Origin of the sequence: Streptomyces sp. JW3 (assembly GCF_052216785.1) — a bacterium.
Taxonomy (GTDB): Bacteria; Actinomycetota; Actinomycetes; order Streptomycetales; family Streptomycetaceae; genus Streptomyces.
In genome coordinates this window covers 16080-39581 of the sequence record NZ_JBQOUX010000074.1, presented here as the reverse complement: position 1 = coordinate 39581, position 23502 = coordinate 16080, and the positions used below count along the sequence as shown (strand labels likewise).

The window sequence follows — 23502 nt, the reverse complement described above, 5'->3', positions numbered from 1 at the left end:
CCCCCCCCGCGGCAGGCGTTACGGCATCGCGGGCCCGGAGTCGTTCAGCCAGGCCCACTCCGACCAGGTGGCGAAGCCGGTCTGCCACCGGTGGTAGACCCCGGCGTGACTGGTGCCGAACACCTCGATCCGGCCGTCGGCGTTGGTCCCGGTCCCGATCGCGGTGCCGCCCCCGCCGAAGGTCTCCCACCCGGAGAACGCCGCGTTCGGACCCGTCTGCCAACTGTGCTTCGCGGTCGTGGAGTTGATCGCGAACACCTCGACCCGCCCGTCGGCCGTCCGGGCCGTGCTCAGCTCGGCGTCCGGGATGCCGCCGGTGCCGGTCCACGCCGACCAGGTGGTGGGGCTGGTCTGCCAGCGGTGGAAGACCCCGTCCGGGTTGGAGGCGAACACCTCCAGCCGGCCGTCCTGGTTGTGACTGGTGGTGACGGCATGCCCTCCGGTGCCGAAGTTCTCCCAGGCCGACCAGCCGCCGTTGACACCCGTCTGGTACAGGTGCTCGAAGGTGGCGTCGGACAGCGCGAAGACCTCCAGCCTGCCGTCCGGGGCGGTCTCCATGGCCAGGCGCGCGTCGGCCGGTCCGCCGTGGGTGCCCGCCCAGCCGGACCAGCCACCGCTGGGCGCGGTCTGCCAGCGGTGGAACACCCCGTCCGCGTTGGAGGCGAACACCTCGATACGGCCGTCGGCGTTGGTGCCCGCCGCCACCCGCGACCCTCCGGTGCCGAAGTTCTCCCACGCGGACCACCCGGCGCTCGGCCCGGTCTGCCACATGTGGTCGAAGGTCGTCTCCGACAGCGCGAACAGCTCCAGCCGCCCGTCCGCGTTGGCGGCGACCGCCAGCTGCGCGTCGCGCGGGCCGCCCACGGACCGCCACGGCGACCAGGCGCCGTTCACCTCGGTCTGCCACGCGTGGTGGATGCCGTCGGCCGCGGCGGCGAACGCCTCAAGACGCCCGTCCGCGGACCGCGCCGACACGACCCGGCCGGAGTGGTACGGGTGGGCCGGACCGGTGCTCGTACCGGACCACAGCGCGTCGGCGATCAGCGTGGCGTCGCCCGCCTCGACGCCGTACAGGTACCGCAGGTCCTCCCGCGGCTGCTGCACCCGCCAGCACACCTCGCCGATCGGCACGTCGTTCCACGAGCCGCCCGGATACAGCCCCTCCATCGCGTCCAGGAAGGCGTTGGTGGCGTGGACCGGGTCCAGGCGCTGCTCGCGGGTGCCCCACCAGTCCTGCTGCTGGAACAGGCCGATGCTGGTGTGGTCGACGGCCTCGGAGTAGTTGTTCATGCTGGATTCCACGATGATCGTGGCGATCGTGATCGCCGCGGCCCGCTGATTGAGCCCCCGGTCCTTCACCGCCTGCGTGACCATCCGCGCGCAGGACATCCGGTACGCGTCGAGATGGCCGGCCATCTTCGCGCCGAGCTGCGGGTTGAGCCGGTCGGCCAGCGTGCCGTCGGCGGCCGACGGGCCGGCCGGGTCGCACGGCTCGGTCGGGATGGCGGCGAAGCCCTCCGGGCCGGCGAAGTACCGGGAGACACCGGACCGGTCGTCGCCCGGATCCGGACCGGGCCCGGACCGGGCGACACCGACCGGAGCGGTCGTTGCGATGAGCAGCGCCCCCAGACCGGCCAGCACGGCCAGTCTGAGCAGGGCGCGGTACAAGCCGCGTCTTCGCACGGTGATCCCTTCCGTCAAGAAGCAACCGTCATCAAGCGGGTGGAACGGACGACGGTAGAGAACACCGATGAAATACCGATGGAATCGGCTCACCGCGCGTTTCATCGACAGGTCATCGGCCGCTGCCAGCCTCATGACGTACACGGACCACATGGGGAGGAACGGAATGCGAGCGAAGAGGACGACGGCCGCGGTGGCCGGACTGCTGCTGACGGCGGGTCTCTCACTGGCCCAGGTGTCCACGGCGCAGGCCGCGACGGCCAGGGCGGCGGCTCCGTGCGAGGGCACGTACACGATCGTCGTCGGCGGCACCGGAAGCTCCTGGAACAACGACGGCTTCACCGGCAACATCCAGCAGCACGTCGGATACCCCACCACCATCCCCAACGGCGCGAGCGCCCGGGCCGGGGTCAACGAGCTGAACCGGCTGGTGCGCGACCAGCGGGCCGCGTGCCCCGGCCAGCACGTCAAGATGGGCGGCTACTCGCTGGGCGCCGCGGTGGTGCACATCTGGGTCACTGAGAACTGGCAGACCTTCGGCAACGTCAACGCGATCCTCATCGCGGACCCCAAGCGCCAGGGCGACCCCGGCGCCAACGGCGGCTCGGTACCGTTCGGCGGGATCGTCGGCGCCCCGCTGGCCGGCGCCGACCGGTACTTCGGCAACGTGCCGGTCAAGACGATCTGCCACTGGGACTACGTCTGCGACGAGTCGGCCGGCATCTGGACCTACCCGAACAACCACGTGGCGAACTACCCCAACGACTTCAACATGGACTTCCACAACGACAGCGCCAACGAGCAGTGGTACAACGGCGCCTGGTATCCCGCCGCCTGGTGACTCAGGGGCCGGGCACGGACCCGGCCGCGGGGACGGGGACGGGGCCGGCCTCGTCCCCGCGCAGGATCATCCGGTGCACCCGCCGCAGCATCCGGCCCGGCTCCACCCCGAGGTCGTCGTCGAGCAGCCGGCGGGCCCGCTCGAACACGCCCAGGGCGTCGGCCTGGCGCCCACTGCGGTACAGGGCCCACATCAGCAGCGCGGCCGCCGGCTCGTCGTGGGGATGCGCGGCCGTCAGGGCGGACAGCTCGGCAATCGCCTCCGCGTCCAGGCCGAGCCGCAGCTGCCACGCCGCCTTCCGCTGCACGAGGGCGGTCCGGTGCCCGGTGAGCCGCAGCCGCTCCAGCTCGGCCAGCGGCCCGGGCAGACCCGTCAGCGGCTCCCCGCGGAACAGCTCCAGCGCCCGCGCGCAGCGGCGCACCGCCTCCCGCGCGTCACCCGCCCGCTCCGCCGCACCGACGCCGCTGATCTGGTCCTCCATGCGGGCCACGTCCACGTCGACCGCGCCGGGGGCCAGCCGGTAGCCGCGCAGCCCGTGCTCGATGACCGGCTCCGGAGCACCTCCGCCGCGCAGCGCCTTGCGCAGCCGGTAGACGTACACCGGCACCACGTTCGCGGCCGGCGACTCCGGCCCCCAGACGTCGGCGCGCAGCTCCCGCTGGCTCAGGGACCGGCCGGCGCCCAGCGCGAGCGCCGCCAGGACGGCCTGCTGGCGCAGATGCCCCAGCTCCAGGGGGCGCCCGTCCCGCCACGCCTGGAGCGGACCGAGCAGGGAGATCCGTACCTTCGCCGCCGCCGCCCGCACCGGCCTGGCGCGGGGGTCACGGCCGGGCACGGCCAGGCCGCAGTCGAAGGCGTGCACGATCACGGCGGCGCGGTCGCGCAGACCGAGCGTCACCCGGATACGCGCGAGGCACTCGGCCACGGCGTCCTCGGACAGACCGAGGGCGGCGGCGACCTCGTCGTCCCGCAGCCCCCGGCCGACCGCGGCGAGCACCTGCCGCTCCGGGTCGCCGAGCGGACCGGCGGCGGGCCAGGTGGTGGTGGCGGACATCGGCATCGCTGCTCCCCGGTCTCCGTACGGGTCGGTCTTGCGGGCGCCGTCGCACCGTAGTGGTGCAGGGGCCGGGCGGGGCACCCGGAACGATCGGGAGTGACAGGGCGCCTCCACCCACCTCGTGACGGCCCGGGACAGCCGGTGAGCTTCCGGCCTCCCTGGTGAGGCTCTCGGGCGCGGTCGTGCCTACGCATGCTTGGTTTCGTGACACGCGTCGTCACAGCAGTGCCGTCCGCCGGCCGCGGTGCCTCAACCAGGGGCGTCGCGACCGGCGCGGCGGATGCGGATCGGGCCGTGCGCCTCCGCCGGGTCGACGGGCTTCCCGCCCTGGGTGATCTCGACCTGCCCGGCCGCGACCGGCCGCCGGGCGGCACGGCGGGCCGGTCCCATCGGCGGGCGCCGGCCGTCGTCGCCTTCGTGACTCGCGCACTGGCAGTTGCCCGGCAGCGCGGCCGACGTGGTGACACCCCACACGGGGAAGGTGGCCCTGCCCATCATGCGCCCGGCCCTCGCCGCGCCGCAGCGTGGCGAGCACCCCGCGCTCACCGTGCCGGGTCGTGGCCGCTGAGCAGTTCCACTCCGCGCAGCAGGGCGGAGTGGTCGAGGGATCCGTCGCCCCGGGTCACGGCGCAGGACATGAGCTGGGCGGCCATGCTGCCCAGGGGGATCGCCGCGCCGAGTTCGCGGGCGGTGTCGGTGACGATGCCCATGTCCTTGTGGTGCAGGCCCAGGGTGAAGCTGGGCCGGTAGTCGCGGTGCAGGAAGTTGGCCCGTTTGCGGGTGAGGACGCGGGAGCCGGCGAGGCCGCCGTCCAGGACGTCGAAGGCGGCCTCCAGGTCCACGCCGGCCTTCTCCAGGAAGACCACCGCTTCGGCACAGGCTTGGAGGGTGACGGCGAGGACCAGTTGGTTGGCGGCCTTCACCGTCTGGCCGAGACCGTGCGGGCCGCAGTGTGTGACGGTCCTGCCCAGGGCTTCGAAGACCGGTTTGGCCGCCTCGACGTCGGCGGTCTCTCCGCCGACCATGATGGACAACGTGCCCTCCACCGCCCCGGTCTCGCCGCCCGCGACGGGGGCGTCCAGGACGCGTACGCCCCGCTCGGCGGCCTCGCGGGCCAGCCGGACGGAGCTGCGCGGGGCGATGGTGGACATGTCGATGAGCAGGGTGCCGGGGCGGGCGTGGGCGAGGACGCCGCCGGGACCGTAGGCGACCTCCTCGACCTGCGGCGCGTCCGGGAGCATGGTGATCACCGTGTCGGCGGCGCGGACGGCCTCGGCGATCGAGGCGGCCCGCCGGCCGCCCGCCTCGAGAAGGGCGGCCGTCCGGCTCTCGCTGCGGTTCCAGCCGTACACCGTGTGTCCGGCCTCGCTGAGGTTGACGGCCATGGGGCTGCCCATGGTGCCGAGGCCGAGGAAGGCGATCGTGTTCAACGCGGGGTCCTTTCGGGGCGCAGTGCGGCGAGCGGGGTCAGGGCAGCAGGAGGTGTTCCAGGTCCGCGGGCGGCCGGCGGCCGACGAGGGAGCGGATGAGGGCGGAGGAGCCGGTGTGGCCGGCGAGGACGGCGCCCAGCAGAGCGCCGCCGTCCCGGCTCAGCAGGACCTTGGCGTACCGGTCGGTTCCCTCGGTGAAGACCGCCTCGACCGCCTGGGCGGGGTCGGGACGCACGCTGCCGACGGTGGCGACGGTGACACCGAGAAGTTTGAGGGCGACGGGGGTGTCGGTGCTGTCGAAGGGCTCGGGGACCTGCCCGGTCAGCTGACGCGCCACGCTGTCCGCCATGCGGTACCCGGGGGCCACCAGGCCGTGGCAGCGGCCGTCCACCGCCGCGCACTCCCCGATCGCCCAGACCCGCTCGTCGGCGGTCCGGCAGAAGGCGTCCACGGCGAACCCGCCGCGCTCGCCCCGGGCCAGGCCCAGGGGTGCGGCCAGTTCGTCGCGGGGCCGGACGCCCGCGGCGAAGACCACCACGTCGGCGTCGAGCACGGCGCCGTCCCCGAGGGTCACCGAGGCCACCCGGCCGTCCGCTCCGGCGTCGACCGACGCCACGGACGTGGCGCAGTGCAGGCCGATGTCCAGATCGGTGACGTGCCGGTGCAGCACCTCGGCGGCGCCCGCGTCCAGCTGGGCCGGCATCAGGTGGGGCCCGGTCTCGACGATCCGTGCGCTCATGCCGAGCAGCCGCAGGGCGCCTGCGGCCTCCAGGCCCAGCAGCCCGCCGCCGACGACCACCCCCACACGTCCCGGCCGCGCCGCGGCCCGCAGGGCGTCGAGGTCGTCGAAGGTGCGGTAGACGAAGCAGCCGTCGTGGTCGCGCCCCGGCACCGGCGGGACGAACGGGCGCGATCCGGTGGCGAGGACCAGCGCGTCGTAGCGCAGGTGCGCGCCGTGTGCCGTGCGCGCCGTGCGCGAGTCGCCGTCCACCGCGGTGACCGCACTGCCCAGCAGGAGGTCCACTCGGGGGTCGTTGAGGAGCTCCGCGCCGACGAGGGTGAGGTCGCCGCGGCTCTTGCCGTCCAGGTAGGAGGAGAGGCCGACGCGGTCGTAGGCGAGGTGGTGCTCCTCCCCCACGACGACCACGCGCCAGGTCCGGCCGGGGTCCCGCAGGCGGAGCTGTTCGACGAACCGGTGGCCCACCATGCCGTGGCCGACGACGAGCAGGGTCCGGGTCACGACGCCGCCTCCAGTTCGCCGTCGCGGAGCCCGGCGGCCCAGGTGCCGCACAGCTGCGCCACGGCCGGGCCGCAGCCCCCGCAGCCCGTGGTGGCGCGGGTCGCCCCGGCGAGGGCCGGGACCGTACGGGCACCCGCCCGCCAGGCGGTGTGCAGGGTCCGCCGCGAGACGTTGTTGCACAGGCAGACCGGGGCGTCGTGCGCGCTCTCCCGGCCGGGGGCCGGCGGGGCGGGCAGGTCGAGCAGCAGGCCGAGCCGGTCGGCGGGCAGGGGCCGGCCGTGCCGGTGCAGGAGTCCGATGGTGGCGATGGCCTGCGGCAGGCCGAGCAGGACGGCGGCGACGACGTGGTCGCCGCGCAGGGCGAGCCGCGCGTAGCGCCGGCCGGCCGGGTCGGTCAGGGCGATCAGGCGGGTGCCGGGGCGGTCGAGGTCGGCGAGCCTGCCGAAGGCGGCGACGTCCGTCGCGTGGAGGCGCGGGCGGAGCGCGGGCGGCCCCGGGCGGTAGGCGGCGGTGCGGCCGGCGAGGATCGCGGCGAGGGTCGCGGCCTGTTCCCAGGCGGCGCCGGGGCCGGTGTTGAGCCGTCCGCCGGCCTCGGCGCAGTCGCCGATGGCGTGGATGTGCGGGTCGCTGGTGCGCAGCCGTTCGTCGACCACGATGCCGTGGGCCACGCGCAGCCCGGCGGCGCGGGCGAGGCGGGTGTCGGGGGCGGTGTCCGGGCACAGGACGAGGGTGTCGGCGCGCAGGGCGGTGCCGTCTGCCAGGTGGAGGAGCCCGGGGGTACGGCGTACGGCGGTGCTCGCGGGCCGGACGGTGACCCCGGCGCGGGCGAGTTCCTCGGCGAGCATGCCGCCGCAGACCGTGCCGAGGTACGCCGAGAGGGGCTGGGACGAGGAGCACACCAGGGTGGTGTCAACGCCGCGGGCGGCGAGGGCGCTCGCCCGCTCCACGGCCGGGGGGCCGTCACCGAGGACGGTGACGGGGCCCGAGGAGGTCACCGCGGCGGCCGTGCCGGGGACGAGGACACCGTCCGTGAGGCGGCCGCCGCAGTCCAGCAGGCCGGGCAGGTCGGGCAGCAGGGGCCGGGCTCGCGGGACGAGGACCAGGGTGTCGTAGGCGTACGCGCTCTCCCGTCCGCCGGCGTGGGTCACGAACCGGCGGTGGGCCCGGTCGATGCGGGTCTCCCCGGTGGGTGGTGTGCCGGGGCCGTCGTCCGGCACGGTGCGGACGTTCAGGTGGCCGTGGTGGCGCAGGCGGTCGGTGAGCCGTCGGGCCGCCGGGCCGCCGCCGGCCACGAGGACGGTGTGCGGGGCACTCAAGGTGTCACTCCTGACAGGGGGGCGAGCCGCACGGCGCACACCTTGAACTCGGGCATGCCGCAGCGGGGGTCGAGCGCGGGGTGGGTGAACAGGTTGGCCCGGCCGTCGCCGGGGAAGTGGAACGGCACGAAGACGGTGTCCAGGCGCATCGTCGCGTCGGTGCGCACCCGCGCCGTCATGCCGCCGCGCGCGGAGACGACCCGGGCCAGCGCGCGGTCGGCCAGGCCGCAGCGGGCGGCGGTGTCGGGGTGGACCTCGACGAAGGGTTCGGGGACGGCGTCGGTGAGTTCGCCGACCCGGCGGGTCTGGGCGCCCGACTGGTAGTGCGCCAGGACCCGGCCGGTGGTGGCGTACAGGGGGAAGGCCGGGCCGGTCTCCTCGGCCGGCCCCCGGTGGTCGACGTCGGCGAACCGGGCCCTGCCGTCGGGGTGGGCGAACCGGTCGAGGAAGAGGCGGGGGGTGCCCGGGTGCGGGTCGCCCGGGGTGTCGGGGCAGGGCCAGTGCAGCGTCTCCCCGGCGTCCAGCCGGTCGTAGGTGATCCCCGAGTAGTCGGCCCGTCCGCCGCGGGACGCGGCGCGCAGCTCGTCGAACACCTCGCGGGGCGCGGTCGGATAGCGGTCGGCGGGCTCGCCGAGGCGTACGGCGAGGTCGTGCAGGACGCGCAGGTCGCTGCGGACCTCCGGCGGGGGCGGCAGCAGCGCGCGGCGGCGCAGTACCCGGCCTTCGAGGCTGGTCAGGGTCCCCTCCTCCTCGGCCCACTGGGTGACCGGGAGCACCACGTCGGCCATCCGGGCGGTCTCCGAGGGCACGAAGTCGGCCACGACCAGGAGGTCGAGGGCGGCGAGCCGCTCGGTGACGTGCGCGGCGTGCGGGGCGGAGACGGCGGGGTTGGACCCGAAGACCAGCAGGGCCCGCGGTCCTCCGTCACGGCCCAGCGCGTCGAGGAGTTCGTAGGCGCTGCGGCCGGGTCCCGGCAGCGTGTCCGGTGCCACGCCCCAGACCCGGGCGACGTGGGCGCGGGCCGCCGGGTCGGTGAGGGAGCGGTAGCCGGGCAGCTGGTCGGCCTTCTGGCCGTGTTCCCGGCCGCCCTGTCCGTTGCCCTGCCCGGTCAGGCAGCCGTAGCCGCTGCCCCTGCGGCCGGGCAGCCCGAGGGCGAGCGCCAGATCGATGAACGCGGCGACGGTGTCGGTGCCGTTGCTGTGCTGTTCGGCGCCGCGGCCGGTGAGGACGTAGGCGCCGCGGGCCTCGGCGAGCATCCGCACCGCCCGGCGCTGCGCTCTAGCGGGGACGCCGGTGATCTCCTCGACCCGCTCCGGCCACCAGTCGTCCGTACGGCGGGCCACGGCGTCGAAGCCGTGGGTGCGGGTACGGACGTAGTCCCGGTCGACGAGGTCCTCCGCGACGGCGATGTGCAGCAGGCCGAGCGCGAGCGCGAGGTCGGTGCCGGGCACGGGCTGCAGGTGCAGGGCGGCGCGCTCGGCGGTGGGGGTGCGCCGGGGGTCCACGACGACGAGCCGGGCCCGGTCGAGGTGCTGCATCAGCGGTGGCATGGTCTCGGCGACGTTGGCGCCCGCCAGCAGGACGGTGTCGGCCTCGCGCAGATCGGTGACGGGGAAGGGCAGGCCCCGGTCGAGGCCGAACGCCGCGTTGCCGGCCGCCGCGGCGGCGGACATGCAGAACCGTCCGTTGTAGTCGATCTGGCCGGTGCCCAGGGCGAGCCGGGCGAACTTGCCCAGCAGGTACGCCTTCTCGTTGGTGAGGCCGCCGCCGCCGAGGACGGCCAGGGCATCCGGTCCGTGCCTCTCGCGCAGGGTGCGCAGGCCCCGGGCCACCGTGTCCAGCGCGGTGTCCCAGGAGGCCGGCGCGAGCCGGCCGTCGGTGCCGCGGACCAGCGGGCGGGTGAGCCGGTCGGCGGTGTGCAGGACGTCCGCGGCACTCCAGCCCTTCTGGCACAGCCGGCCCCGGTTGACCGGGAAGTCCGCCGGGCTGACCTTGACACCGACATCGGCGTCGCCGCGCAGCACGGTGCCGCACTGCAGGGCGCAGTAGGGGCAGTGGGTGCGCACTTCGGGTACGGGCGTGGGCGGTTCAGGCACGGCTCGCCTCCTTCGCGGCGTCCGGGTGGTGCGGGGCGGGCCCGGCGGGGGCGGGGGCCGGCCGCAGGGTCCGCAGGACGGCCAGGCACAGCGCGTAGTAGCCGAGGAAGGCGGCGAAGGCCGGGGTGCCGGAGCCCGATCCGCTGTAGGACAGCTCGAAGGCGAGGTCGACGGCGGCGCCGCCGAGCGCCCCGACGGCTCCGGCGACGGCGATGACCGCGCCGGACAGGCGCCGGGCCCGGGCGAACGCCTCGCCGGCGTCGGAGCCGGCCGTCACCTCCCGTTCGGCCTGGTGTGCGAACAGTGCCGGGATCATCTTGTAGGTGGAGCCGTTGCCGAGTCCGGTGAGGACGAACAGGACGGTGAAGGCGGCGACGAACAGGGCGAAGGAGGCGGCGCGCGTGGCCAGGACGAGCACGCCGGTGCCCGCGGCCATGCCGAGGAAGGCCCAGAAGGTGACCCGGGCGCCGCCCAGCCGGTCGGCGAGCGCGCCGCCCAGCGGCCGGGAGAAGGCGCCGAGGAGCGGGCCGAGGAAGGTGTAGCCGACGGCTTCACGGGGTGTCAGGGCGAACTCGTGGCGCAGCACGAGGCCGAAGGCGAAGCCGTACCCGACGAACGAGCCGAAGGTGCCGATGTACAGCAGGCAGACCGCCCAGGTGCGGCGGTCCCGGACCGCTTCGCGCTGGGCCCCGGGTGCGGTCCGTACGGTGTCGACGTTGTCCATCTTCCAGGCGGCGAGGAGCGCGACCGCCACGATCAGCGGCAGGTAGACGGCGGCGACGTAGGCGGGGTGGGTGTCGCCCGCGGCCGCGAGGACCAGGAGGCCGACGAGCTGGACGGCGGCCACGCCGAGGTTGCCGGCGCCGGCGGTGACGCCGAGGGCCCAGCCCTGCAGGCGCCGGGGATAGAAGGCGGCGACGTTCGTCATCGAGGAGGCGAAGCCGCCCCCGCCGGCGCCGGCCAGGGCGCCGATCGCCAGGAACACCCCGAAGGGCGTGCCGGGCCGCTGCACGAAGTAGGCGGCCGCCAGGGCCGGCAGGAGGAGCAGGGCGGTGGAGAACACCGTCCAGTCGCGGCCTCCGAAGCGGGTGACCGCGCGGGCGTAGGGCAGCCGCAGCAGCGCGCCGACGACGGTGGGTGTGGCCACCAGCAGGAATGTGCGGTCCGGGCCGAAGCCGAGGCCGATCTCGGGGGACATGAACAGGACGAGGACGGACCAGAGCGTCCATACGGAGAATCCGACGTGCTCGGCCAGGACGGCGAGCACCAGGTTGCGGCGGGCCACGCGGTGGCCGCCGCGGTGCCAGGCGTCCTCGTCCTCGGGGTCCCAGCCGGTGAGCCGGGCGCCCGGTCGGGCAGGGGTGTGAGCCATGTTCACTCCGGGTGCGGGACGGGCTTTCGTGAGCGCGCAAGGGCCCCGGCGGGGATCGCTCGCCGGGGCCCGGCGTCACGGTCGGACCGCTCCGCCCCGGTGGCGGGGCGGAGCGTGGCGCGGGGAGGTCGGAAGCTTCAGAAGCTGAGGTCGAGCGCCTTGACCTGGTCCCGCTCGCGGTCCGGGTGGCTGTCGGGGAAGACGAAGCAGCGGGTGTTCTTCAGCTTGTCGCCCTCGACGTTGGCGGTGGAGAAGATCACCACCGGGACGCGCTCGCCCTGGTTGAGGAAGTCGGCGCGGAAGTCGATGATCGGCGCGTCCTCGCCCCAGCGGCCCAGGAAGTCCTCGACCACGTCCTGGTCGGCGTAGATGCGCCGGATGTGGTGGCCGACGTAGGTGTCGGGCCGCTCGCTCGCCCCGACGATGGCGATGTCCTTCCAGTTGGCGTGGGCGACCGTGCCGTCCTCCTCGATCAGGTGGATGGCGACGGGGCAGTGGTCGTAGTACGCCTGGAGGTACGGGACCGCGTCGGCGCCGGCCGGTGTGTAGGACGGGTCGGCCCGGTCGACCTGGCGGATCCACGCCTGGGCGGTGGAGGAGCCCTCGCCGGCGGCCGGGGAGGGGGTGGGGTGGGTGGTGACCGGGCGCAGCGCCCAGAAGCCGTGGGTGGCGCCGTCGACCTCGTCGAAGCCGACGTTGGCGTACCCGGAGGGGAAGTCGGGGTGGGCGAAGGCCACGGCACGGTTCTCCACCGGCGCCTGGGCGGCCAGCAGCGCGGCGTAGTCGCCGACGCCGAGGGCGCCGGGGAGCCCGGCACCGGTGGCGGCGGCGTCCTTGAGCAGTTCCGTGGCGGCCTTGTTGGCCAGCACCACGGCGCCGTCGGCGTCGGTGACGAGCATGGCTGGAGAGGCCCAGTTGAACAGGTCGAGGAGCTGCTCGGCGGAGGGGTGGTTCGACATGGCGGTCTGCCTGCCTTCCTTGGGGGTCGGGTGGACGCGCGGCGGGGTCACAGGACCTTGCGGCTGTAGTTGAAGACCTGGCCCGTGGGGCCGTTGGACGGGAACGCGGCGATGGTGACGATCCACTCCGCGACGGTGCGCGGGGACTTGAGCCAGTCGGTGCCGAATCCGGCGTTGATGGCGCGGATGATCTGCTCGTTCACCTCGCCGTCCAGCCCGGCCATCGTCATGGCGGTGGCCACCGGGCCGGGCCGTACCTCGTTGGCGACGACGCCGTCGTCGGCGAACTCGACGGAGCAGGCGCGCATCAGGGTGGTCATCGCGGCCTTGCTGGCGGCGTAGGCATAGCGTTCGGGCCGGTAGCCGTTGGCGAGGCTGGCTCCGACGAAGGTCAGGGAGCCGCCGCCGTTCTGCTTGAGCGGTCCGGCGGTGGCCTGGAGGAGGTTCAGCGCCGTGCGGACGTTGGTCTCGTAGGTGTCCGCCACCGTCTCCCAGTCGGCCTTGACCAGGTCGACCGGGTCCGGGGAGACGCCGGCGTTGAGGACGACGGCGTCGATGCCGTCGGCGGTGACGCCGGCCGCCGAGGTGAGCGCGGCCCGTACGGCCTCGCCGTCGCGGAGGTCGGCGCGGCGGTCGTGGTAGCCGGGCCGGCCGGCCAGGTCCGGGTTGCCGCGCCGGGAGAGGCCGACGACCGTGTGGCCGCGGCGCAGGAACTCCTCGGCCACGGCCGCGCCGATGCCGGAGGAGGCTCCGGAGACCACGGCGACCCGGGGGGTGTCCCCCGCCATCAGGCGGCCTGGAAGACGGCGGTGTCGATGGCCTTGAGGGTGCGCATCGACTCGATGTTGATCACGCCCGGGTCGAGTTTTTGGCCGTGCAGACGCTCGATCTCGATCACCATCTGCACGAACTGGAGGCTGGTGACCGCGCCCGACTGGATCAGGTCGGTGTCGTCCTGGATGTCCAGCGGCCGCTCGTGCAGGCCGTCCAGCCAGGTGCGCAGCGACGCCATCTTGGTGCTTTCCACTGTGTCCTCTTTTCCGATACCGGGTGCGGGGTTACCTGGTCCTGAACTCGACGGAGAAGTCGGTGGGGTGGGAGAACGACTGGCTCTCCATGCCGCGGCGGTCACGGGTGACGACCACCTCGGAGCAGCGCTCCAGGAGTTCCTCGACGATCAGGGAGAACTCCGTCTTGGCGAGCATGGCGCCCGGGCAGGCGTGGGCGCCGACGGCGAAGGGGATCGAGCCCTTCGGGTTCCGGCCGAGCTGGAACCGGTCGGGGTGGGTGAAGACCCTGGGGTCGCGGTTGGCGCCGGCGACCGAGGCGAGGACCGCCGAGTGCCGGGGCACGGTCACCCCGTGGACGGTGAGGTCGTCGGCGGCGAAGCGGACGATCGTCTGGACCGGCGGGTAGAGCCGCAGCACCTCTTCGAGGCAGGCGTCCCGGACCTGCTCGTCCCGCAGTTCGGCCAGGTCGAAGATGCCGCGTCCCAGGCAGTAGACGAGCGAGGTGATGAAGGCGCTGCTGGTCTCCGTGCCGGCCAGGAAGAACAGCAGGGCCGTGGAGCGCACCTCGCTGTCGGTCAGGGAGATGCCCTTGCGGTCCCGGGTCCGTTCGATGGTCTCCAGCAGGGAGTGCGCCCCGGCGGCCCCGGCGGCCCGCTGCTCCTCGATGAGGCGCAGCAGCTCGCCGACGTTGGCGTGTGTCTCGTCGGTCTCCCGGGTGGGGTAGTCCAGCAGCCGGGCCAGCGGACGGGTCAGCCGGTGGAAGCGCTGCTCCAGACCGGCGTCGATGCCCAGGATCGTGCACACGATGCCGTACGGCACCCGGTGCGCGTAGGTGTCGTGGAAGGAGTCGGTCTCGCTGCCCGCGACGCTGTCGACCAGGGAGCGGATGAGACCGGGCATCAGCGTCCGCTTGTACTCGGCGATCCGCCCGGCGGACAGGATGGGGGCGAGCAGGGCACGGAACGCCCGGTGGCTGGGTCCGTCGGCGTCGAGCACGTTGGGGCCGAAGGCGCGTGCGCTGGCCTTGAGGGGGTGGTCGGCCACGATCAGGGGGTGGGCGAGCACCTCCTGGACGGCCGCGTTGCCCGTCACGGCGAAGAGCCCGGCGTCCAGTCGGTGCACGTCCGGGCCGGCCGGCAGGTGCCGGTGCCAGTACGGCCGCGCCAGGAGAGTGGCCGGGGACTCGGATGTTGTTAGCGTGAGCATGACATCCAACTCCCCGTACCGAGGCCGCCGATGCCGGCCAGCAGCCGCATCGCCGTCAGCCACTCGGGGCCGGTCAGTCCGAGCGAGCCGGGAGCCGTGTAGGCGGCGGTGAGCGAGCCGCCGGTCCCGTCCGGCCCCTGTATTTCGCAGTGGAAGAGCGTTTCGCCGGAAAAAGCCGTTTCCGGGTCCTCGGGGCCGAGGGTCAGGTCACCGAATTTGATCGCGATCTGCGGAGTGAAGTTCCGTCGGATCAGCTCGTGCGCGAGCCTCAGGCGTTCCGTGTGGTCGGGCTCCGCCGAATACCGGTCGAGCAGGGCGTTGGCTGCCTCCAGAATTCGCTCGATCCGCCGTTTTCCTTGGATGGATTCAAGAGCGACGGAGAATTTCTCCTCCGTCTGGGCATGCGTGCTCACGTGTCGATTCCTTAGGTTCGGAATTCTGGAAGCGCCGTCAGGAGGTGTAACCGAAGCGCGCCGAGAGCTCTCGCTTGTTGATTTTCGTGTTGTCCAGGAGCGGCATGGACGGGACGAAGTGGACGGCCGAGGGAACCAGATAGGAGGGCAGGGTTTCCCGGAGCCGGCCCAGCATCTCCTGTTCCGTCATCGCCTTCGGGGGAGATTCGGCGAACAGGACGATGCGCGGCATTCCGCTGCGGTCCGGGATCGGCATGACCACGGATCGGGTGCTGCCCAGGGTGCGGACGGCGTGTTCTATCTCGGCGGGTTCGATGCGATGCCCGGCTATTTTGAGCTGGGCGTCTTTCCGCCCGCTCAGGTGAAGCACTCCGGATTCGTCCACCCGGCCCTGGTCGCCGGTGTGGTAGACGGGAATGCGTTCGCTGTCGACCGTGAGGTGCCGGAAGACGGCAGCCGTCTGCTCGGGCGCGTCCAGGTAGCCGAGGGCGAGCCCCGCGCCGCCGATCGCGACCTCGCCGGTCTCGCCCCGCGGCACCGGCTCCCCGTCGCGCAGGACGTGCACCTGCGTACCGGGGACGGGCAGGCCCGCGGGGACGCCGGCGGACGTGTCGGTGTCCTCCCGGGTGATGCGGCGGACCGTGGCGAACACGCAGGACTCGACGGGGCCGTAGCCGTTGTACAGCTCGATGCCGGGGAAGGCGTCGAGCAGGGCGCGGCAGTTCGCCGGAGAGGGTTTGTCCCCGCCCAGCAGGACGGCGCGCAGTCCGGCCAGGCAGGTCAGGTCGCCGCCCACGATCACGTCGAAGAGGGACGGGGTCAGGAAGAGGTGGGTGGCGCCGGCGTCCTGGACGTGGGCGCGGATCGCGGGCGGCAGGAGGAGGTCGTCCTCGTGCACGACGGCGGTTCCGCCGCTGAGCAGCATCCCCCACAGCTCCAGGCTGAAGGCGTCCCAGGCCACGGCCGCCGCGTGGATCATGACCGGCCGTTCACCGAAGTCCATGAATCCGTCCGGGGCGAACAGCCTGGTCGTGGCGCGGTGCGGGGACAGTACGGCCTTGGGGCTGCCGGTGCTCCCCGAGGTCCAGAACAGGGTCGCGCAGGCGTCCGGCGAGACCTGGGGCAGTTGGACGGCGGGCGGGACCGCGCCGCGCAGCTCGGGGAAGGTGACGTGGTCCACGTCCGCCTCGGTGAGCCGGGCGGAGCCCGTGGCGTCCGCCAGGACGGCCGCGGGCCGCATGGTGCGCAGCAGCCGCGTGACGCGTGCCGGCGGCCACCGCACGTCCAGGACGCCGTACGCCCCGCCGGCCATCAGGACGCCGAGCAGGACGGCGGCCAGTTCCGGTGAACGGCGGGCCGCGACCGGGACAACGCTGCCGGGTCCCACGCCCAGGCCGGTCAGCCGGTGGGCGACGCGGCGGGCGGAGCGGGCCAGCTCCGCGTAGGTCACCGCGCCGTCGGCGGCGACCAGAGCCTTTCGCTGCGGATATCTCCGGGCGATGTGCTCGAATACCTCGTGGATGGTTTTCTCTGAAGTGGTCCTGCCGTACACACTGCTTCGCACGATCGATCCCCCATAGACGTGATCGAAGAAGGCGTGAGCGCTTTTTGTGGACCTCAGTCGAACTTCATCGAGGAAGGCATGATCGAGCCGGGCGCCAGGTCGAGCCGCGGCGGGGCCGAGAACTCCATGAGGACGGCCCCCTCCGGTCCCACGAAGGTGGCGGTGTGCCGCTGGCGGGACGGTATGTAGGCCACGTCACCGGCGTTGAGCTCGTATTCGGTGTCGTCGCAGACGAAGCGGATGGAGCCCTCGGTCACCACGACCCACTGCTCGTTCTCGTGCCAGTGCTGCGGGAGACCGAGGTCGCCGGACTGATCGGCGACCACCTTCAGGCAGGACATTTCCTGCCCGAAGGCGAAACGCCGCGACATTGCGATGCCTTCTGCCTTGAGTTCCTCGTGGTCATCCCAGTCGATCTTCATGGATTTCTCCTTGTTGAAGTACGGCTTTGACGGCTGGTGGAACACTTTCGATTGCCTGTCACACGGTACGTAACCGCGAAGGGACTCACAATGGGTATCTCACATGATGGGCATCTGACAGATTCCGGTAAAGAATTATTCAGGAATGCAAGGCGACCGGGATCATCAGGGCGCTCCGGAGTCCGCCGTCTCGGCGGTGGGCGTCGAACGGAGGCCGGCCGCCGGCAGCACCCGGTCGCGCAGGCGCAGCGCGAGGCCGACGGGGACGACGAACACGACGAGCAGGGCGTAGAAGGCGGACGGCAGGCCGCTGTTGTCGGCCAGCCAGCCGAACGCCGGGGAGCACAGGCCGCCCGCCGCCATGGCCATGCCGAGGGTCAGACCGCTGGCCGTGCCGGGCCGGTTGGGCAGGTAGTCCTGGGCGAGGGTGACCTGCGCGGCGAACGGCAGGAACATGGCGGCGCCGAACAGGGCGGCACACACCACCAAGGCGGGGAACCAGGGCGCCCACACGATGCCGGCCAGGGCCGGGAGTGCCACCAGATACCCGGCCCGCACCGAGGTCATCCTGCCGTGCCGGTCCCCGATCCAGCCGCCGAGCAGGGTACCCACGGCACCGGCGGCGGTGTACGAGGTGAGCGCGACGGCACCCGCCGCCTCCGACTGGCCGAGGTCGCGCTGGGCGTGCAGGGACAGCATGGAGGTGACGGTGACGTAGGGGATGGACCAGCCGATGATGACCACCACCAGCCGGCCGAACGCCCGCCAGTCGTCGGTCCGTCCGGCGCCGTCCCCCGCCGCCTTCCCGGCCGGGCCGGACACCAGCGGCGCCGCCTCCTCGTGGCCGCGCCACCGCATCCAGGGCCCCTTGAGCACCCACAGGACCAGCATGACCAGGGCGGGCACGGCCAGCAGATAGCCGGCGTCGAAGCCCAGCGACCCGATGACGACGGTCGTCACCGTGGGCGCCACGGCACCGCCGACGGTCCCGCCGACGGAGAAGACGCTCATCGCCTTCTGCGAGGAGCCGCCGGCCGCGCGGGCCTGGCTGGTCGCGGGCGGGTGGTACGCCGCGATGCCGATCCCGGCGAGCGCGACGAAGATCCAGGTCAGCAGGTAGGAGTCGGACAGGCCGGCCGCGACCACGCCCAGCGCGGCCGTGACGGACCCGACCGGGACCAGCCAGCCGCGCGGCTTGCTGTCGGACAGGACGCCGAACAGCGGCTGGAACAGGCTGGAGACGCCGCTCGCCGCGAAGGCCAGGCCGGAGACCGCGGCGTAACTGTAATGTCGCTCGGTCATCAGGAACGGGAGCATCGCGGGGATCACCCCCTGGTACAGGTCGTTGACCGCATGTGTGCCGGTCAAGAAGCCGAGTTGTCCCTTTTTCACTGAATGCCCCTTTTTCTTCTCTCGATTTATCGTCTCGCCCTAAGCGGAATCACTCAGGTGCTCAGGTCCTCAGAGGTGTTACCTTAGCGACTGCCGTGGTGCGCGGAAAGCCCGTGTCCGTCAGGGGTGTTGCCCCCGGCGCGCGCCGCCCCGCCGCTCCCCGCCGCTGCTCCACCACGGCGGACGGAGCATCCCTCCGGAGAAGCCGCTCGATCAGCCGCTCGAACAGCCACTCACGCTAAGGAGCTTGGGATGAGTATCAAGAACGGTGTCCGGGTGTCCGAAGGACTCGTCGCGCTGGAGGAGGCACCGACCCGGCTCGCCGAGGCACTGGACCGGGTCTGCGTCCGGTGGGCCGAGGCGGCCGGCGCGGTCGCGCTGACCGTGCCACCGCTGCTCCCGGTCGCCGATCTGGCCCGCCTCGACGTGTACCAGAACTTCCCGCAACTGGCCCTGGTCTCCTCTGCTTTGGACGTCACCGAGGCCGGCACCGGGGCCATCGGGCAGGAGGCCGCCGGCGGCGCGTTCGCCCCCGGCTCGCTGCGACCGGCCGACCTCGCCCTGCCCTCCAGCGCCTGCTACGGCGTCTATCTGCACCACCGTGGCGGGCAGGTGCCCGCGGGCGGGAAGCTGGTGACCCTGCTGGGACAGTGCTTCCGCGACGAGGACCGCTTCGACGCCCTGCGCCGTCTGAAGGCGTTCCGGATGCGCGAGGTCGTGGCGCTGGGCACACCCGACCAGGTCACGACCCATCTCGACCACTCGGCCCGTTTCCTGGAGACCCTGGCCGGCGCCCTGGGTCTGCCGCTGGAGCGCCGCGCGGCCTCCGATCCGTTCTACGACCGGACGGGGGACCGTGCCGCCTTCCAGCAGATCATTCCCGTGAAGCACGAGTACGTCTACCAGGACATGGCGATCGCCTCCGTCAACATCCATCACACGTTCTTCGGCGAGCGGTGCGCCATCTCCCTGCCCGACGGCGGCCCGGTCTCCACCAGTTGCGTCGGCTTCGGCATCGAGCGGTGGCTGCACGCCCTGGGCACCCACTTCGGCGGTGACTGGGAGCGGGCCCGGGCCGCCGTCGAGAAGGCCGGCGAGTCCCTGGTCTGACGGCCGGTCGTGGTGGTGCGTCCCGCCCGAAGGGGCCCCGAGGGGGACGCCGAGGGGGATGCACCGCCACGACCGCCGCCTCTCACCCCGCCACCGCGTTCACCCCCCGCTCCCCCGCCGGACGGCCCGCCCGCACGCTCCAGCGTCCGTCGACCCGGGTGAGGCGGACCGGGTGGTCGAAGCACTTGCTGACCTGGTCGCTGGTCAGCACCTCGTCGGCCGGGCCGGCGGCCAGGCAGCGCCCGTCCCGCAGCAGCAGCACATGGGTCGTCCCCGGGGGGAGCTCCTCCAGGTGATGGGTGACCAGCACCGATGCCAGACCCGTGCAGGTGCGCTGCAAGGTGTCGATCCGTTCGATGAGCTGCTCCCGGCCGGCCACGTCCAGACCGGTGGCGGGCTCGTCGAGCAGCAGGAGCCGGGGGCTGGGCATGAGGGCCCGGGCGATGAGCGCACGGCTCCGTTCCCCCTGGGAGAGGGTCGGCCACCGGGCGTCGCGGCGGTCACCGAGGCCGAGCAGGGCGATCAGCCGGTCGGCCGTGCCGGCCTGTTCGCGCGTCGGCTCCCAGCGCGGCACCCGTTCCAGGGTGTTGGTCAGGCCGGTCAGTACGACGTCGTGCACCTTCAGAGGTGAGCGCAGGTCGTGCCGCGGATTGACATGGCCGACATAGGAACGCAGCCGGCGCATGTCGACCCGGCCCAGCCGGTGGCCCAGCACCTCGACAAAGCCCCGGGTGGGATGGGCCAGTGCCCCGAGGAGACCGAGCAGGGTGCTCTTGCCCGCCCCGTTGGCCCCGAGCAGCGCCCAGTGTTCGCCGGCCCGGACGGTCAGGGACACCTCGTGCAGGATCGGATTCCCGTCGCGTACGACGTCCACGTCCCGTACGGACAGGACCGGGGGTGTGCTCACGAGGTGACCCGCCCGGAGCGGTTGACCGCGGACATGACCGCGTGGACGGAGGCGGTGAGCACCGAGGTGTCCCAGCCGGCGCCCCAGCGGACCACGTCGTCGACACGGCACTCGGCGTAGGCGACGGCGGGGCTGTTCGGTCCGGTGGTGGTGGAGTGCTCGGTGTAGCCGAGGATGTCCACGGTGACGCCGATCCCGCTCAGGGCGTCGGCGAAGGCGGACAAGGGGCCGTTGCCGGTGCCCTCGCAGAGGTGGTCCCGGCCGCCGCTGCGCAGGGTGCAGGTGAACCGGTGTTCCCCCGGGGCGGGTTCGGTGGCGTTCCAGGACTCCAGCGTGACCGGGCCGTCCAGGGCCGGGACGAGGTAGGTGGTGCGGAACAGCTCCCACAGCTCCTTGTGCGACAGCTCCTCGCCGGTGGAGTCGGTGACCTGCTGCACCGTGCGGGAGAAGTCCGGCCGCAGCGCCTGGGGCAGGTCCAGGCCGTGGTGGGTGTGCAGGAGGTGGGCGATGCCGCCCTTGCCGGACTGGGAGTTGATCCGGATGACCTCCTCGTAGGTGCGGCCGATGTCACCGGGGTCGATGGGCAGGTAGGGCACCGCCCACGGCGCCTCGTCGGCCGGAACGCCCTGCTCCGCGGCCTGCTTGGCGTGGTGGGCCATGCCCTTGGAGATGGCGTCCTGGTGGGTGCCGGAGAAGGCGGTGTGCACGAGGTCGCCGCCGTAGGGGTGGCGCGGGTGGACCGGCAGCCGGTTGCAGTACTGCACGACCTCGCGCACCGCGTCGATGTCGGAGAAGTCGATCATCGGGTTGACGCCCTGCGCGTACAGGTTCAGTGCCAGGGTCACCAGGTCGACGTTGCCGGTGCGTTCGCCGTTGCCGAACAGGCAGCCCTCGACGCGCTGCGCGCCCGCCAGGACGGCGAGTTCGGCGCAGGCGACACCGGTGCCGCGGTCGTTGTGCGGGTGGACCGAGAGGATCACCGCGTCGCGGCGGGCCAGGTGGCGGTCCATGTACTCGATCTGGTCCGCGTAGATGTTGGGGGTGGCGATCTCCACGGTGGCCGGCAGGTTGTGGACCACCGGCCGGTCGGGGCTCGCCTCCCACAGGTCGGACAGGCTGTTGCACACCTCCAGCACGAAGTCCGGCTCGGTGAGGTTGAAGACCTCCGGCGAGAACTCGAACCGGATGTCGGCCCGGGGCCGTTCCTCGACCCGGCGCAGCAGATGGGTGGCGGCCTCGTGGATCAGCGCGTGCACCTCGGCGCGGGACCGGCCGAGCACCACGTCACGCCAGGTGGGCGCGGTCGCGGTGTAGAGGTGGACGAGGGTGCGGGGCAGTCCTTCGACGGACGCGACGGTCCGGTCGATCAGGTCCTGCCGGGCCGCGGTGAACACGGAGACGGTGACGTCGTCGGGGACGGCGCCGCTTACGGCCAGATGCCGGACGAAGTCGAAGTCGGTCTGGCTCGCGGAGGGGTAGCCGACCTCGATCTCCTTGAAGCCCATGGTGACCAGGAGGTCGAACATGCGGCGCTTGCGCTCGGTGTCCATCGGCTCGGCCAGCGCCTGGTTGCCGTCGCGCAGGTCGACGGGCACCCACAACGGAGCCCGCTCCAGCGTGCGCGACGGCCAGGTACGGTCCGTCAGCGGCAGGGCCACCCGCTCGTGCGCGGACTGGTAGCGGTGGTGCGGCATCGCGCTCGGACGCTGGGGGTTCCAGTGCGGCGCGTCCGCCGGGACGTCACCGGCGGGGGTGCGCAGGGTCGGGAACACCGCGCCCTGAGAGGAGGAGGAAGTCATCGGTACGGAGCTTCTTTCGATCAGCCGTGCGAAGACCGGCGCAGTCCGAAACCCCGCTGCGGGGTGCCGGTCGCGTCAGGCCCCGCAGCGGCGGCCGAGAAGAAGAAGCTCGCGCAGCAGCATGCCGGGTATAGTAGCGACAACTCAGCTCCTCAGACAACCTGAAAGGTACGGGAAGGTGAATCTCCCATGTCACTAGGCGCCCTGCGCCCCTCTCCCCTGGTCGAGCAGGCCACCACCCATCTGCGCGAGCAGATCACCAGCGGTGAGTGGGCCGTGGGGACCAGGCTCCCCGGCGAGACCACCCTGGCCAAGTCCCTCGGGGTGGGGCGCTCGACCGTCCGCGAGGCGCTGCGGGCGCTGGCGGGCGCCGGTCTGGTCCAGGCACGCCAGGGTTCCGGTGTGTTCGTCATCGCGACCACACCGGAAGAAGACTGGTCCACGCAGCTCCGGCAGGCGGCCATCACCGATGTCTACGAGGTGCGCATGCTCGTCGAGGTGGAGGCCGCGCAGTTGGCGGCCCGGCGGCGCACCGACGAGGACGTCGCGGCCCTGGGTGAGGCGCTGACCGTACGGCGGAGCGCCGGGGAGGCCGGCAACGCCGCGTTCGTCGAGGCCGACATCGCGCTGCACGAGGCGGTGGTCGCCGCCGCGCACAACCCCGTACTGACCGGCCTGTTCACCCAGTTCGTGCCGATCCTCAAGCAACGCCTCCTCGATCTGATCGAGTTGCTCGACCTGCGCTCCGGGGACGCGCACCACGGCGAGGAGGGCCACACGGCCCTGGTGACCGCGGTGGTGGAGCGGGACGCCGAGGCCGCCGGCGCCGCGCTGCGCGAGGAACTGGAAGGGACGCTCGCCCTGCTGCGCTCCCTGTGACCCCGACACCTCGCGCAGAACGGTGGGCATGATGGACGCCGGACCCTGGATACGCCGCTACCCGCTGCCCGGACCGCCCGCCACCTCCTGGCAGGTCCTGTTCTTCCCCCACTCGGGCGGCTCCGCCGACTCCTACGAGCCGCTCGCGGCACGGCTGGCCGACCTCGCCTCGACGGCCGGCGTCCGCTATCCCGGGCGCGCGGAGCGCGGCCGCGAACCCCTCTTCACCGACGTGCACGTCCTCGCGGCCCGGGCGGCCGAGGCGGCCGCCGCGGTCCGCGAGGTCGGCCCCCTGCTCCTGTTCGGCCACAGTCTGGGAGCGGCGGTGGCCTACGAGGTCGCCCGCCGCCTGCCCGACCAGCGGCGGATCGTCCTCGTCGCCTCCGGGCACCCCGCGCCCTCCCGGCTGGAACTGCCGGACCTCGCGCCCCGCGACGACGGCACGCACGACCCGGACGAGCGGCTGGCCTCGTTCATCCGGTCGCTGGGCGGGTCCGACGCCGTCCTCCTCGACCATCCGCTGCTGCGCCGCATGTTCCTGCCCGTCCTCCGCGGCGACCTGCGGGCGCACAGCCGCTACCGCCCCGGAGCCGGCTCGGCCGTCGACTGCCGCATCGTCGCCCTCATGGGTGAGGCCGATCCCCTCACCGACCTCCCCCGGGTGCGGGCGTGGCAGCGGCACACCCGCTCGCCGCTGCGCGTGCACACCCTCCCCGGCGGCCACTTCTTCACCCACACGCACACCGCGGAGGTGGCGGAGATCCTGCGCCACCTCCTGACGACCGGTCCGGAAACCTGACGCACCA

21 protein-coding genes and 1 pseudogene are annotated in these 23502 nt (G+C 73.0%); 4 read left to right on the top strand and 18 right to left on the bottom strand.

The features are described from left to right. Positions 1–18: 18 nt before the first annotated feature. Positions 19–1683, bottom strand: coding sequence for a peptidase M23 (locus ACTT8P_RS26255; protein ID WP_442834219.1), 1665 nt, complete (start codon positions 1681–1683; stop codon positions 19–21). Positions 1684–1849: 166 nt separating this feature from the next. On the opposite strand from ACTT8P_RS26255, the gene ACTT8P_RS26250 reads away from it, so the two are divergent. Then, positions 1850–2524: a cutinase family protein gene (locus tag ACTT8P_RS26250; RefSeq protein WP_442834218.1), complete on the top strand. Its 675-nt coding sequence runs from the start codon at positions 1850–1852 to the stop codon at positions 2522–2524. 1 nt (position 2525) lies between these two features. On the opposite strand, the gene ACTT8P_RS26245 is transcribed toward ACTT8P_RS26250, so the two are convergent. From ACTT8P_RS26245 to ACTT8P_RS26175, 15 genes and pseudogenes are all read right to left on the bottom strand, one after another. Beyond that, a complete protein-coding gene (locus ACTT8P_RS26245) occupies positions 2526–3584 on the bottom strand; it encodes a BTAD domain-containing putative transcriptional regulator (protein ID WP_442834217.1) in 1059 nt (352 codons plus the stop codon). Between the two features lie 246 nt (positions 3585–3830). After that, on the bottom strand, positions 3831–4079 hold the full coding sequence (locus tag ACTT8P_RS26240; protein ID WP_442834216.1) for a DUF3253 domain-containing protein: 249 nt from the start codon (positions 4077–4079) through the stop codon (positions 3831–3833). A gap of 44 nt (positions 4080–4123) precedes the next feature. After that, positions 4124–5020: pseudogene (locus tag ACTT8P_RS26235) on the bottom strand (2-hydroxy-3-oxopropionate reductase); the annotation flags it as partial. 28 nt (positions 5021–5048) lie between these two features. Further along, entirely contained in the window at positions 5049–6251 is a 1203-nt protein-coding gene (locus ACTT8P_RS26230; protein WP_442834215.1) for an NAD(P)/FAD-dependent oxidoreductase, read from the bottom strand. Then, positions 6248–7567 (bottom strand): FAD-dependent oxidoreductase, encoded by a 1320-nt coding sequence (locus ACTT8P_RS26225; RefSeq protein ID WP_442834214.1) that lies wholly within the window; start codon positions 7565–7567, stop codon positions 6248–6250. The genes ACTT8P_RS26230 and ACTT8P_RS26225 overlap by 4 nt, the downstream gene beginning before the upstream one ends. Beyond that, complete coding sequence (locus ACTT8P_RS26220) at positions 7564–9663, bottom strand: molybdopterin oxidoreductase family protein (protein WP_442834213.1); 2100 nt, start codon at positions 9661–9663, stop codon at positions 7564–7566. The genes ACTT8P_RS26225 and ACTT8P_RS26220 overlap by 4 nt, the downstream gene beginning before the upstream one ends. Then, positions 9656–11035 (bottom strand): MFS transporter, encoded by a 1380-nt coding sequence (locus ACTT8P_RS26215; protein WP_442834212.1) that lies wholly within the window; start codon positions 11033–11035, stop codon positions 9656–9658. Before ACTT8P_RS26215 ends, ACTT8P_RS26220 begins: the two co-directional genes overlap by 8 nt. Before the next feature lie 137 nt (positions 11036–11172). Then, positions 11173–11994: a PAS domain-containing protein gene (locus tag ACTT8P_RS26210; protein ID WP_442834211.1), complete on the bottom strand. Its 822-nt coding sequence runs from the start codon at positions 11992–11994 to the stop codon at positions 11173–11175. Positions 11995–12041: 47 nt separating this feature from the next. Then, complete coding sequence (locus ACTT8P_RS26205) at positions 12042–12782, bottom strand: SDR family oxidoreductase (protein WP_442834210.1); 741 nt, start codon at positions 12780–12782, stop codon at positions 12042–12044. Further along, positions 12782–13021: a phosphopantetheine-binding protein gene (locus ACTT8P_RS26200; protein ID WP_442834209.1), complete on the bottom strand. Its 240-nt coding sequence runs from the start codon at positions 13019–13021 to the stop codon at positions 12782–12784. The genes ACTT8P_RS26205 and ACTT8P_RS26200 overlap by 1 nt, the downstream gene beginning before the upstream one ends. 31 nt (positions 13022–13052) lie before the next feature. Next, a complete protein-coding gene (locus ACTT8P_RS26195) occupies positions 13053–14210 on the bottom strand; it encodes a cytochrome P450 (protein ID WP_442834208.1) in 1158 nt (385 codons plus the stop codon). Then, a complete protein-coding gene (locus tag ACTT8P_RS26190) occupies positions 14198–14623 on the bottom strand; it encodes a hypothetical protein (RefSeq protein ID WP_442834207.1) in 426 nt (141 codons plus the stop codon). Before ACTT8P_RS26190 ends, ACTT8P_RS26195 begins: the two co-directional genes overlap by 13 nt. Positions 14624–14660: 37 nt before the next feature. Beyond that, complete coding sequence (locus tag ACTT8P_RS26185) at positions 14661–16187, bottom strand: amino acid adenylation domain-containing protein (RefSeq protein WP_442834206.1); 1527 nt, start codon at positions 16185–16187, stop codon at positions 14661–14663. Between the two features lie 53 nt (positions 16188–16240). After that, positions 16241–16609 (bottom strand): cupin domain-containing protein, encoded by a 369-nt coding sequence (locus ACTT8P_RS26180; RefSeq protein WP_361162068.1) that lies wholly within the window; start codon positions 16607–16609, stop codon positions 16241–16243. Positions 16610–16774: 165 nt separating this feature from the next. Continuing rightward, positions 16775–17977, bottom strand: coding sequence for an MFS transporter (locus ACTT8P_RS26175; RefSeq protein ID WP_442834205.1), 1203 nt, complete (start codon positions 17975–17977; stop codon positions 16775–16777). A 276-nt stretch (positions 17978–18253) separates the two neighbouring features. On the opposite strand from ACTT8P_RS26175, the gene ACTT8P_RS26170 reads away from it, so the two are divergent. Further along, positions 18254–19111 (top strand): hypothetical protein, encoded by an 858-nt coding sequence (locus tag ACTT8P_RS26170; protein WP_442834204.1) that lies wholly within the window; start codon positions 18254–18256, stop codon positions 19109–19111. Positions 19112–19193: 82 nt separating this feature from the next. Here ACTT8P_RS26170 and ACTT8P_RS26165 read toward each other — a convergent pair whose 3' ends face one another. Together ACTT8P_RS26165 and leuA are read right to left on the bottom strand one after the other, a co-directional pair. Further along, positions 19194–20018, bottom strand: coding sequence for an ABC transporter ATP-binding protein (locus ACTT8P_RS26165; RefSeq protein ID WP_442834203.1), 825 nt, complete (start codon positions 20016–20018; stop codon positions 19194–19196). Next, entirely contained in the window at positions 20015–21817 is a 1803-nt protein-coding gene (leuA, locus tag ACTT8P_RS26160; RefSeq protein WP_442834202.1) for a 2-isopropylmalate synthase, read from the bottom strand. The genes ACTT8P_RS26165 and leuA overlap by 4 nt, the downstream gene beginning before the upstream one ends. 189 nt (positions 21818–22006) lie before the next feature. On the opposite strand from leuA, the gene ACTT8P_RS26155 reads away from it, so the two are divergent. Together ACTT8P_RS26155 and ACTT8P_RS26150 are read left to right on the top strand one after the other, a co-directional pair. Beyond that, positions 22007–22696: a FadR/GntR family transcriptional regulator gene (locus ACTT8P_RS26155; protein ID WP_442834201.1), complete on the top strand. Its 690-nt coding sequence runs from the start codon at positions 22007–22009 to the stop codon at positions 22694–22696. Positions 22697–22724: 28 nt separating this feature from the next. Beyond that, on the top strand, positions 22725–23495 hold the full coding sequence (locus ACTT8P_RS26150) for a thioesterase II family protein (protein ID WP_442834200.1): 771 nt from the start codon (positions 22725–22727) through the stop codon (positions 23493–23495). Positions 23496–23502 lie beyond the last annotated feature (7 nt).